11 protein-coding genes are annotated in these 10,769 nt (G+C 67.7%); 4 read left to right on the plus strand and 7 right to left on the minus strand.

Going from position 1 to position 10,769, the window contains the following annotated elements; genetic code table 11:
* Positions 1-2: 2 nt before the first annotated feature.
* The 3 genes from ACNJ7E_RS39135 to xylB are packed head-to-tail and all read left to right on the plus strand — an operon-like array spanning position 3 to position 3,792.
* Entirely contained in the window at positions 3-1,484 is a 1,482-nt protein-coding gene (locus ACNJ7E_RS39135; RefSeq protein WP_418342342.1) for a mannitol dehydrogenase family protein, read from the plus strand.
* A complete protein-coding gene (locus ACNJ7E_RS39140; RefSeq protein ID WP_317569131.1) occupies positions 1,481-2,404 on the plus strand; it encodes a carbohydrate kinase family protein in 924 nt (307 codons plus the stop codon). The genes ACNJ7E_RS39135 and ACNJ7E_RS39140 overlap by 4 nt, the downstream gene beginning before the upstream one ends.
* The gene (gene xylB, locus ACNJ7E_RS39145) at positions 2,401-3,792 is read left to right on the plus strand and encodes a xylulokinase (protein WP_418342343.1); all 1,392 of its coding nucleotides are present in this window, start codon (positions 2,401-2,403) and stop codon (positions 3,790-3,792) included. The genes ACNJ7E_RS39140 and xylB overlap by 4 nt, the downstream gene beginning before the upstream one ends.
* A gap of 34 nt (positions 3,793-3,826) precedes the next feature.
* Here the strand turns inward: xylB and ACNJ7E_RS39150 are convergent, their stop codons facing one another.
* Together ACNJ7E_RS39150 and ACNJ7E_RS39155 are read right to left on the minus strand one after the other, a co-directional pair.
* Entirely contained in the window at positions 3,827-4,834 is a 1,008-nt protein-coding gene (locus ACNJ7E_RS39150) for an NADP-dependent oxidoreductase (protein ID WP_418342344.1), read from the minus strand.
* Between the two features lie 25 nt (positions 4,835-4,859).
* Positions 4,860-5,246 (minus strand): DUF1304 domain-containing protein, encoded by a 387-nt coding sequence (locus ACNJ7E_RS39155; RefSeq protein WP_418342345.1) that lies wholly within the window; start codon positions 5,244-5,246, stop codon positions 4,860-4,862.
* Positions 5,247-5,326: 80 nt separating this feature from the next.
* Here ACNJ7E_RS39155 and ACNJ7E_RS39160 point away from each other — a divergent pair, with 80 nt between their 5' ends.
* On the plus strand, positions 5,327-5,917 hold the full coding sequence (locus ACNJ7E_RS39160; RefSeq protein WP_037231167.1) for a TetR/AcrR family transcriptional regulator: 591 nt from the start codon (positions 5,327-5,329) through the stop codon (positions 5,915-5,917).
* 81 nt (positions 5,918-5,998) lie between these two features.
* Here the strand turns inward: ACNJ7E_RS39160 and ACNJ7E_RS39165 are convergent, their stop codons facing one another.
* From ACNJ7E_RS39165 to ACNJ7E_RS39185, 5 genes are all read right to left on the minus strand, one after another.
* Positions 5,999-7,807, minus strand: coding sequence for an AMP-dependent synthetase/ligase (locus ACNJ7E_RS39165; protein WP_418342346.1), 1,809 nt, complete (start codon positions 7,805-7,807; stop codon positions 5,999-6,001).
* A gap of 191 nt (positions 7,808-7,998) precedes the next feature.
* Positions 7,999-8,793 (minus strand): hypothetical protein, encoded by a 795-nt coding sequence (locus tag ACNJ7E_RS39170; protein WP_418342347.1) that lies wholly within the window; start codon positions 8,791-8,793, stop codon positions 7,999-8,001.
* Positions 8,790-9,488, minus strand: a complete 699-nt coding sequence (locus tag ACNJ7E_RS39175; RefSeq protein WP_418342348.1) for a hypothetical protein — start codon at positions 9,486-9,488, stop codon at positions 8,790-8,792. Before ACNJ7E_RS39175 ends, ACNJ7E_RS39170 begins: the two co-directional genes overlap by 4 nt.
* 33 nt (positions 9,489-9,521) lie before the next feature.
* Complete coding sequence (locus tag ACNJ7E_RS39180; RefSeq protein WP_283332095.1) at positions 9,522-10,079, minus strand: hypothetical protein; 558 nt, start codon at positions 10,077-10,079, stop codon at positions 9,522-9,524.
* Complete coding sequence (locus tag ACNJ7E_RS39185) at positions 10,076-10,768, minus strand: hypothetical protein (protein WP_283332096.1); 693 nt, start codon at positions 10,766-10,768, stop codon at positions 10,076-10,078. Before ACNJ7E_RS39185 ends, ACNJ7E_RS39180 begins: the two co-directional genes overlap by 4 nt.
* Position 10,769 lies beyond the last annotated feature (1 nt).

The following is a 10,769-nucleotide window of genomic DNA, read 5'->3' on the forward strand; positions in this document are numbered from 1 at the left end:
CGATGCAACTGTGCGCGCAGACACTGCAGCAGTTCGACGACACCGTGCAGGTGCCGAATTACGATCGAAGCGACATCACCGTAGGGATAGTTCATTTCGGTGTCGGCGGATTCCACCGCGCACACCAGGCGATGTACGTCGACCGGTTGCTGCGACTCGGGGACGCTCGCGAGTGGGGCATCTGCGGGGTCGGGGTCCTGCCCGGTGACCGGCGGATGAAGGACGTCCTCGACGCGCAGGACGGCCTGTACACGCTGGCGCTGCGACACCCGGACGGCACCTGGGACGTGAGCGTCATCGGGTCCATCGTCGATTACCTCTTCGCTCCAGACGATCCCGAGGCCGTGATCGAGAAGATCGCCGCGGAGACCACGAAGATCGTCTCGCTGACGATCACGGAGGGCGGCTACAACTTCACCCACGACACGGGCGAGTTCGATGCCGAGAACCCGGACGTCGTGCACGACCTCACCGACGGCGCCGCCCCGCGGACCACGTTCGGACTCGTCATCGAGGCCCTGGCCCGGCGCCGCGCGCGCGGCTTGCCGTCGCCGACCATCATGTCCTGCGACAACATTCAGGGCAACGGCGACGTGGCCCGCAAGATGTTCCTGGCCTACGCAGAGTTGAAGGATCCCGAACTGGCGGCCTGGATGCGCGAGGAGACGTCCTTCCCCAACTCGATGGTCGACCGCATCACGCCCGTCACCACCCCCGAGGTGACCGAAGCGCTGTCGTCGCGGTTCGGCATCGAGGACCGGTGGCCCGTCGCCGCCGAACCGTTCACGTCGTGGGTGCTCGAGGACGCCTTCCCGCTCGGTCGCCCGGCATTCGAGGACGTCGGCGTCCAGGTGGTCGACGACGTCGAACCCTACGAACTGATGAAGCTGCGCCTGCTCAACGCGAGCCACCAGGGCCTCTGCTACTTCGGATACCTGTCGGGATACCGGCTCGTGCACGAGGTCGCGCAGGATCCGCTCTTCGCCGACTTCCTGCTCGCATACATGGACGAGGAGGCCACGCCCACCCTGGCGCCGGTGCCCGGAGTCGATCTCGACGAATACAAGCGCACGCTCATCGAACGCTTCTCCAACCCCGAGATCCGCGACACCGTCGCCCGCCTGTGCGCCGAATCGTCCGACCGCATCCCGAAGTGGCTGCTGCCCGTGATCCGCGAAAACCTGCTGGCCGACCGGCACATCCGGCTGTCGGCCGCGATCGTGGCGAGCTGGGCCCGGTATGCCGAGGGAGTCGACGAGGACGGCGAGCCAATCGACGTCGTCGACCAATTGAAGGACTCCCTCGTGCCGATCGCGCGCAGCCAGCACGAGAACCGCACTGCCTTCATCGAGAATCAGTCTGTCTTCGGCGACCTGGCCGACAATCCGCGCTTCGTCACCGCGTACCTCTGGGCGCTGGACTCGCTGTACAGCGTCGGTGCACGGGAGACACTCGAGGCTCTGCGTGAGAAGGTGCAGTCATGAGTCTGGTCATCGGTGAAGCTCTCATCGACATCGTGACGGCGAGCGACGGCGCCACCACCGAGTATGTCGGCGGCAGCCCGCTCAACGTCGCGGTCGGCCTCGGCCGGCTCGGTCGTCCGGTCGAATTCGTCACCCGGATCGGCGACGACACGAGAGGCGGCGCGATCGTCCGGCACCTCGAGCAGTCGGGAGTGAGCCTCGCGCCCGGCAGCATCACCGCGCAGCGAACGGCGACGGCCCACGCCACCCTCGATTCCGCCGGATCCGCCACCTACGAGTTCGACATCGAGTGGGACCTTCCCTGCCCGAGCGGGTCGTCCACACCGGCGCTCGTCCACACCGGTTCCATTGCCGCCGTGATGGAACCCGGCTGCGACGTCGTCGCAGACATGCTCGACCGCCGCCGCTCGTCGGCGACCATCAGCTACGACCCCAACGTACGACCGGTGTTGATCACCGACAAGGCACGCGCCCGGCAGCGGATCGAGCACCTCGTGTCGATCTCGGACATCGTCAAGGTCAGCGACGAGGACCTCCGCTGGTACGACCCCGACCGAAATCCCGAGGACATCGCCCGCGAGTGGCTGTCCCGCGGCCCGGCGATGGTCGCGGTGACGAAGGGCGCCGAGGGCGCATTCGCGGTCTGCGCGGCCGGACTCGTCGAGGTCGCGGCCCGCAACGTCGAGGTGGTCGACACGGTCGGCGCGGGCGACGCGTTCATGGCCGGGCTCCTCGACGGGTTCTGGTCGCACGGCTTCCTCGGCGCGGAGAGCCGCAACGCACTCCACGCGATCGCCCCGGAGGAAGTGCGGAACGTGCTGGACAACGCGGTGCTGATGTCGGGTCTCACGGTCGCGCGTGCCGGGGCGGACCTGCCCACCCGCGAGACACTGGATCGCGCGGCGGGTGTCCGGCAATGACCCTCGTCGCGGGCATCGATTCGTCCACCCAGTCGTGCAAGGTGATCGTCTGCGACGCCGACACCGGTGAACTCGTCCGCGAGGGCAGGGCGTCGCATCCGGACGGCACCGAGGTCGACCCGCAGGCGTGGGCTTCGGCCCTCGACAGCGCCATCGCCGCCGCCGGCGGACTGGACGACGTCGCCGCGGTGTCGGTCGGCGCGCAACAGCACGGCATGGTGTGCCTCGACGACACCGGGACGGTCGTGCGTCCGGCGTTGCTGTGGAACGACACTCGCTCCGCCGACGCCGCCGCCCAACTGGTGGACGACCTCGGTGGTCCGGACGCGTGGGCGGACGCCGTCGGTGTGGTGCCCCTCGCCGCGATCACCGTCAGCAAACTGCGCTGGCTCGCCGATTCCGAACCGGCGAACGCCGACCGGACGTCCGCGGTGTGCCTGCCCCACGACTGGCTCGGCTGGCAGCTCACCGGCAGGTCCGATCTCGGCACTTTGGCCACCGACCGCGGCGACGCCAGCGGCACCGGATACTTCTCTGCGGCCACGGATTCCTACCGTCCCGACCTGCTGTCGCTGGCGCTGCGCGGACGCACGGCCACCGTGCCGCGCGTGGCCCACCCGGCCGAGAAGATCGGGGAAACCCGCTGGGGCGCCGCCGTCGGCCCCGGCACCGGCGACAATGCCGCCGCCGCACTGGCTCTCGACGCCCAGGAAGGCGACGTCGTCGTCTCCGTGGGAACGTCGGGCGTCGTGTCCGCGGTGTCCGTGACACCGGCGAACGATCCGGGCGGTTTCGTCGCCGGCTTCGCCGATGCCACCGGACGTCACCTGCCCCTCGTGTGCACGCTGAACGCTGCCCGGGTGCTCGACGCGACCGCCTCGCTGCTGGGCGTCGATCACGACGAACTGTCGCGGCTGGCGCTGTCGGCGCCGTCCGGCAGTGGCGGACTGGTGATGGTGCCGTATTTCGAGGGTGAGCGCACCCCCAACCGTCCGAACGCCACCGGCTCCGTTCACGGACTCCGGCTGGCCAATTCGACCCCCGCCCACCTCGCCCGCGCGGCAGTCGAGGGGCTGCTGTGCGGCCTGGCGGACGGCATCGACCACCTGATCGCCCAGGGCGTCACGGTGCGTCGCATCCTCCTCGTCGGCGGCGGCGCCCGCTCACAGGCACTGTGCGAACTCGCGCCCGCCATCTTCGGGGCCCCGGTCCTGGTGCCGCAACCGGCGGAGTACGTCGCGATCGGCGCATGCAGGCAGGCGGCCTGGACGCTGGCCGGGACCCCCGAACCACCCAAGTGGGATCAGACCTCCACCCGGCGCTACGAGGCCGAGCCGGCACCCGAAGTGCGCGAGCGGTATAGGCGCTCCGCGCCTGTGCGTGGTTAAAGAGTCTCTGGACTCCTCAACCACGCACGGGTGGCTACGCCACCTTCACCAGCATCTTCCCGACATTTCCGCCGTGCATGAGCTGCAGGAACGCGTCGACCGAGTTTTCGATGCCGTCGACGACGGTCTCGTCGTGGACCACGTCGCCGGATGCGAGCCACGGTCCCATCTTGGCGGCGAACTCGGGGAAGACGTGCGTGTAGTTGCCGAGGGTGAAGCCCTCGAGGGTGAGGCCGCGGCTGATGATGTTCACCATGTTGTCGGGGCCCGGTGTGCGCTCGGTGGCGTTGTACGCGGAGATGGCACCGCAGAGGGCGGCGCGTCCGCCGTTGCGCATGACGTCGAGTGCGGCCTCGAGGTGGTCGCCGCCGACGTTGTCGAAGTAGACGTCGATGCCGTCACCGGCAAGTCCCCGGAGTTGCTCGCGCACCGGTGCCTGCTTGTAGTCGAAGGCGGCGTCGTATCCGTAGCGGTCGGTCAGCAGCGCGACCTTCTCCGCGGACCCGGCGGATCCGATGACGCGGGACGCGCCCTCGAGTCGTGCGATCTGCCCGGCGGCCGTCCCCACCGCACCCGCGGCTCCGGAGATGAACACGGAGTCGCCGGCCTTCAGGTGCGCGATGTGGACGAGTCCGACGTACGCCGTGAGTCCGGTCAGTCCAAGAATCCCCAGATAGGCCGAGATCGACACTCCCGGAATCTCGTCGACGACGCGGAACGCCGAGGCGTCACCCTGCGCGACGTCCCGCCACCCGAGATCGTGGACCACTACCGAGCCGACCGGATGCGTGGCGGCGGTGGATTCGACGACGCGACCGACAGCTCCGCCGGTCATCGTCTCGCCCAGCGCGAACGGCGGGATGTACGACTTCACGTCGTTCATCCGGCCGCGCATGTACGGGTCGACCGAGACGAATTCGTTGGCCACCCGCACCTGGTCGGGCCCGAGGTCGGGCAGCTCGACGGTGGCGGTGCGGAAGTCGTCCTGGGTGGGCCAGCCCACCGGCCGGTTGATCAGCTGAATCTGGGTGCTCGACGTCATGGTGTTCCTTTCGATCCTTCTGAGGTCACAGCGCCAGTCCGAGCGCGAGGAGGACTACGGCGAGCAGCGGAAGTGTGCCCTGCGTGATCGCCGCGCGAGCCTTGTCGGGCGACGACAGCACGAGCACGAGCGCTGCGAGCAGCATGGATCCTGCGCCGGCGAAGATCAGGGCCGAACCGACGGCGGTCGCGCCGATGATCACGGCGACGATGCCGACTGCCGTCACGATCGCCAGGACGAGGTTGTAGAAGCCCTGGTTGAAGGCAAGCTCCTTGGTGGTACCGGCTTCTTCGGCACTGGTCCCGAACGTCGCGCGGGTGCGCGGCGTGGTCCAGAGGACGGACTCGAGCACGAAGATGTACACGTGCAGCGCACTGGCGAGTGCGGCAAGAACAAGACCCGCGGCGACCATACGAAACTCCTCCTCGTTCTGAACTGACCATTTCAATATATACTGAAATGGTCGTTTCACAACCAGGAGTGAGGATCGTCATGCCGCGCACGCAGGATTTCGACACGGCCGAAGTGGTCGGCCGCGCCCGCGACCTGTTCTGGGACAAGGGCTTCGAAGCCACGTCGATACCCGACCTCGAGCGCGTAACCGGCTTGAATCGGTCGAGCCTGTACAACGCGTTCACCAGCAAACGCGGACTTTTCGACGCCGCCGTGCACGACTACCTGGACCGGGTCGTTCGCCCCCGGCTCCGCATCCTGACCGACGAGCCCACTCGCCCCGACGCCGCCGTGCGCTACTACCGCAGCCTCGCCGGCGCCCTCGCGTCCCTGCCCGACGAAACCCCCGGACGCGGCTGCCTCCTGCTCAACAGTGCCGCCGGTTTCGCCGCCCACGACGACACCCAACGGTCCGTCGTCGACGCATACCAGCGTGAACTGTCCGGGGCGCTCACCCACGCACTCCGGGCGCACGACCCGGACGCGTCGACCGCCACCCTGGCACACCGGACCCGGCTCCTGACGTCACTGTCCGTCAGCGCGCTCCTGCTGTCGCGGGTCAACCGGGACGAGGCCGTGGCGGTCGCGAACACCGCCGTCGAGCAGTTGGAGGAATGGCGCCGCACGTGAGTGGCAAAGAGTGCCCCGACACGCTTTGCCACTCACGTGCGCTACCGCTGCCCGCCGGCCGCCGTCCGGCAGCACTCCGCCTCAGCCGTAGAGGCTCTCAATCACGTCGGTGTACTTGCCCACGATCGAACGGCGCTTGAGTTTCATCGTGGGTGTGAGCTCCGCGCCGTCCGGCAACCACTCTTCGTCGAGAAGTTCGTATCGCTTGATCTGCTCCACCCGCGACAACTGACCGTTGGCCCGCTCGACTGCGGCCGCCACCGCAGCCTGGACACGCGGATCCTGCGCGCCCGCGTGCGCCGGCGAATCGGGCAGACCGTGCTCGGACGCGAATGCGGCTGCGGCGTCGGGGTCGAGCACGAGCAGCGCGACGTTGTAGGGCCGTCCGTCGCCGACACAGCATGCCTGCCCGATGAGCGGAGACGCCCCCTTCAACGCGCTTTCGATGTTGACGGGTGACATGTTCTTGCCCGCTGCGTTGATGATCAGTTCCTTCTTGCGGTCGACGATGCGGACGAAGCCGTCGTCGTCGATCGTGGCGATGTCGCCGGTGTGCAGCCAGCCGTCGTCGTCGATGGCCTCCGCGGTCTTCACCGGATCCTTCCGGTATCCACGCATGACGTGCGCCCCGCGGAGCAGGAGTTCTCCGTCGTCGGCGGTACGCGCCTCGGTGCCGGGCATCGCTTTGCCGACGCTGCCGAGCCGGATTTCGCCGGGCAGGTTGGTCATGCCCAGGGCTCCGGTCTCGGACATGCCGAATCCCTCTGCCAACGGCAGTCCGATCGCGAGGAAGAACTCGTGGACGACAGAGGGAATGGGTGCGGCGCCGGTCATGAGGAGAACGACTTCGTCGAGTCCGAGTTGGGTGCGCAGAGGTGCGAACACCGTCGAGTCGGCTTGGGCGTAGGTGGCAGCGAGGTCTTTGGGTACCGGCTTTCCGGACTGTTCGGCTCGGACCTTTCGCAGCCCGGCGTCGAGTGCGGCGTCGATCGCGGCGCGTTGTTCGGGCGGATTCGACGCGAATCGAGCGAGCAGTGCCGACCGCAGCTTCTCCCAGATGCGCGGTACCCCGAGGAACCAGGTGGGATGGGTCTCCGCTACCGCAGCGAACAATTGTGCCGGGTTCTGCACGGTAGTGAGGGTCCAGCCGGTGACCATGTGGAGGTAGTGCGAGAACACGCGGTCGGCCATGTGCGCGGTCGGCAGGTAGGAGATGCACTGTCCCTGGTCGGGAAACGGGAAGCGCTCGTGACACGTCCGGAGAACGAAGGTCAGATTGGCGTGTGTGAGCTCCACTCCCTTGGGAGGGCCGGTGGTTCCGGACGTGTAGATGAGGGTAGCGATGTCGTCCGGTTGGACGGCGCGCCAGGCGACCTCGAAGTCGAAGCCCTCGGGCGTTCTGGTGCGCAAGTCCTCGAGCGAGAGCACATCCGTGTCCTCCGCCGTGGGGTCGACGACCACGATGTGTTCGAGATGCGGTGTCGCCGCCGCACGGATCCGATCCAGAAACGAACGCTCGCAGATCATCACCCGATTCTCCGCGTGCCCGAGAAGGTATTCGATCTGATCCGGCGCCGATGTGTTGTAGATCGAGAACGGTATCGCACCGAGGTGCAGCGCCGCGGTGTCGACGAGATGGAACTCCGGCCGGTTCGTCATCATCAGGCCGACGGTCTCGCCGCGGCTCACGCCGAGGCCGGCGAGTCCGCCGGCGATGGCCTCCACGGCGACAGCGTACTCACGACGCGTTAGTGCGATGGTGTCGCCGTGGGCACGCAGTGCCGCCGAATCCGGGTCGGTCGACACGGTGTATTGGAAAGCGGCGCAGAGGGTTGCCGCTTCAACGCCGGGTGCGGTCGGCGATGCCGACGGTGTTGCTGAGGTCGTCATGATTCCTGACTATACAGTGTGTTCGTACATTGCAAATGGACAAATTGTCGAGCAAAGGTTCCGATCAGACCGGCGGCAGATGTCCGCGCAGCAGCAGCCACGCGATCGCGGTGACGAGATTCTGAACGGGATCGACAAGATCGATGAGGACCATGAGAGTTCTTCCTTCTACTGCGGTAGGGGTTGATTGATCAGAAGAGCGGGTCGAAGCCGGAGATCAACCAGGCGCCGTCGACATTGCTCAGCGTCACGCGGACGACATTCTGGGTCTGTGACGGTTCGGGGGTCTCGGCCATCGTGGTCGTCTGGTTCACGTACACGAGCACACGCGCGGTGTCCGGGGCCACCGACTCCACCGAGGCGCCGACCGGCACCGCCTGCATCGTGACCCCCTTGTCCTTCGCGGTTGGACCGACGACGTCGCCAGCGAGCTGTCGATACGAGTTCAGGAGGTCACCGGTCAGCAGTCCCGAGGCCCGGTCCAGATCCTCGTCCACCGTCTCGGGGGTGTACGAGAGGAGCGCGGCGGCGCCGTCCGAGGCCAATTGGACCGTTGTCGCGCGGGCGTCCGAGATGCTCACGTCGTCCGCGCGCTGCACCCCGACCTGCACGGCGACTAGCGCACCGACCGCGACGACCGGCGCCGCACACAGCGCCAGACGTTCCGCCCGGCTGATCGTTCTGTCCAACGCGCTCCCGAGGACCGTTCGCCCGGCGGTGGATCCGGCGCGCCGGCGACGGACCACACTGTTCCACCCGACGTATAGAATTGCGCCGCCGATCGCGACCACGGCGGCCGCGATCCCCCAGACCGCGAAGTTCGACACCGCCGCCAGCGCGAGACCGGCGACACCGACAACGACTGCGGGGAGCACGTCGACGGCCACCGCCGCCATCCGCCTGGCCGCTGAGGTGGCATCGTCGTCCGGCGAAAGGTCGCTATCTATGTCGAGGTCTTCCTTTTTGACGTCCACTGCGGTGCTCATTGGACGAACCCGACACTCGAGAGCTTGGGCTGGTCGTCGACCATGGTGACTCCTACTCGGATCTGGTACTGCTGAATCTGCGGTTCCGGGGCGGCGGGGGCGGCGGGGTCGGCCGTGACGGGGGTGGTCTGCGCCGTCGCGGAGACGAGGACTGTCGTGGTTTCGTTCTCTCGTCCTTCGATTCCCGCTGCGAGGGTCCGGCCTGCGGTCCGGTTTCCGGCTTGCCGCATCGTGTCGATCGTTGCCGTCTTCCGTTGTTCGAATTCGGTGCGCCAGTCGCCGGTCGAGTCCGCGAGGACGCGGTCGACGTATGACTCGGCATTGTCGGTGTCGGTCGAGAGCAACCGTGCCACTGCTTCCTCGGTGAAGGCGAGGACTCGTGTGTCGGCGGCGATGCTCCGCTGGGTCGCCTGGTGATCGAGGGTGGTCTGTCCCGCAAGCGCGCCGGCGCCGAGGCAGGTCACGGCCGCCGCGGCGACCGCCACCCGATAGCGGGCCGACCTGCGCCCCGTCGGCTGGGTCTTCGGCAGCTCGATCGCGTCGTCGGCGCCTCGTTCCTTCTCGGCGTCTTCGGCGGCCGCTCGGGCCGCTGCCGTGGCCGAATCCGCCGCCGCCCGGGCGCGCTGCACCTGCTCCCGCAGGTCTTCGACTCGATCGGGACGTGCTGTCTGCCGGCTACGGCGTCCGAACACCATGTCTGCTCGACTCCTTCTCATGATCTACTGCCTTCACAGGGGCTCGAGGTCGGAGATCGACCAGGATTGGCCGGTCCGTTCGGCGCGTACTCGCACGCTGCTCGACAGTTCCTCGGGTTGGGGTGTCGCGCCTCTCGTCACGGTGCCGTGCAGAAAAACCAGCACGGTGGCGGTGTCGGCTTCTGCCGTGACCAGTGACGTACCGGTCACGTCCCACTGCGCGCCGATCGTGTCCTGTTTGGCGCGCGGCACGATGTCACTGGCGCCGAGGTCGCTGAACTCGGTCAGAAAATCCCCGGTGAGATGCGATTTCGACGTCGCCACGTCGGCCTCGACGGTGTCGGGTGAGTAACTGAGGACGGCGGCGGTCAGTTTCCCGATCTCCTCGGCGGCACCGGAACGCACCTGTTCGAGGCTGCGGTCCTGAGCACCGATGGCGAAGTGCATGATCGCGCTGTAGCCGGCGAGTGCCAGTGTGATCGTCGCGAGGACGATCAATGCCCGCGACGAGCGCCATCGCCGCGTCGGCTCGGCAGGTCCGGTGTCGTCGTTCGTGTCGGTGACGCGTTCGAGCGTGTGGTTTACGGTCATGGCACTACCTCGATTTTCGCGAGTTTGTAGAGCTCCCCGTCCTTGCCGACCTGCACGCGCAGCCGCCAGGTCCGGGGTTCGTCCTTGGCTCCCGCGGCGTTGGTCACCTTGGTCACGGCGGCCACTATGACCGAGGTGGTGCCGTCGTCGTTCGCGCGTTCGATGCCGGCGCCGAGGATTTCGCCTGTCGATTCGGTCTTCGACTGTGCGATGGTGTCGATGAACTCCGTTTTCGTGCTTTCGAATTCGGTCTTCCACTCCCCCGTGGCACCGTCGAGAATCCGCTGTGCGCTTCCCGCCGGGTCGGCAGCGCTCGGGGTGATGAGGTTGATCACCGCCTGCCGGGTTCCCTGGAGAAGTTCGAGATCGTGGTCGGCGGCCGCTTGACGGGCGGCGTGGGAGTGGGACAGCCCGACGGACGTCGACGCGAGGGCGACCACGGCAACGGCAACGGCCGAGACTACGGCACCGGCGAGGGCACGGCGTGGACGCTTCCGGGCCCGCCTGACGGATACCTCGGCGTCCTCTGCACCCTCGTCCGCGGCGTGGGACTCGTCCTCGGCCAGTGCCCGGGCGAGGGCTGCCTCGGCCTCGCGCGCTGCCGTTTCCGCATCGGCGGCGGCTCGGGAGGCCTGGGCCGCGGCGTCTGCCGCGGTGGCTGCGGGTCGGGAAGTATTGCGTCGCACCATG

The organism is Rhodococcus mengyinensis (assembly GCF_048381435.1).
In the GTDB taxonomy this organism is placed as follows: domain Bacteria; phylum Actinomycetota; class Actinomycetes; order Mycobacteriales; family Mycobacteriaceae; genus Rhodococcus_F; species Rhodococcus_F opacus_D.

Excerpts from the sequence above, each read along its gene's own strand:
- ACNJ7E_RS39180 (WP_283332095.1), bottom strand. The coding sequence starts at position 10,079 with ATGACCGTAAACCACACGCTCGAACGCGTCACCGACACGAACGACGAC.
- ACNJ7E_RS39150 (WP_418342344.1), bottom strand. The coding sequence starts at position 4,834 with ATGACGTCGAGCACCCAGATTCAGCTGATCAACCGGCCGGTGGGCTGG.
- ACNJ7E_RS39135 (WP_418342342.1), top strand. The coding sequence starts at position 3 with ATGCAACTGTGCGCGCAGACACTGCAGCAGTTCGACGACACCGTGCAG.
- ACNJ7E_RS39165 (WP_418342346.1), bottom strand. The coding sequence starts at position 7,807 with ATGACGACCTCAGCAACACCGTCGGCATCGCCGACCGCACCCGGCGTT.
- ACNJ7E_RS39185 (WP_283332096.1), bottom strand. The coding sequence starts at position 10,768 with ATGGTGCGACGCAATACTTCCCGACCCGCAGCCACCGCGGCAGACGCC.
- ACNJ7E_RS39140 (WP_317569131.1), top strand. The coding sequence starts at position 1,481 with ATGAGTCTGGTCATCGGTGAAGCTCTCATCGACATCGTGACGGCGAGC.
- ACNJ7E_RS39170 (WP_418342347.1), bottom strand. The coding sequence starts at position 8,793 with ATGAGCACCGCAGTGGACGTCAAAAAGGAAGACCTCGACATAGATAGC.
- xylB (WP_418342343.1), top strand. The coding sequence starts at position 2,401 with ATGACCCTCGTCGCGGGCATCGATTCGTCCACCCAGTCGTGCAAGGTG.
- ACNJ7E_RS39155 (WP_418342345.1), bottom strand. The coding sequence starts at position 5,246 with ATGGTCGCCGCGGGTCTTGTTCTTGCCGCACTCGCCAGTGCGCTGCAC.
- ACNJ7E_RS39175 (WP_418342348.1), bottom strand. The coding sequence starts at position 9,488 with ATGGTGTTCGGACGCCGTAGCCGGCAGACAGCACGTCCCGATCGAGTC.
- ACNJ7E_RS39160 (WP_037231167.1), top strand. The coding sequence starts at position 5,327 with ATGCCGCGCACGCAGGATTTCGACACGGCCGAAGTGGTCGGCCGCGCC.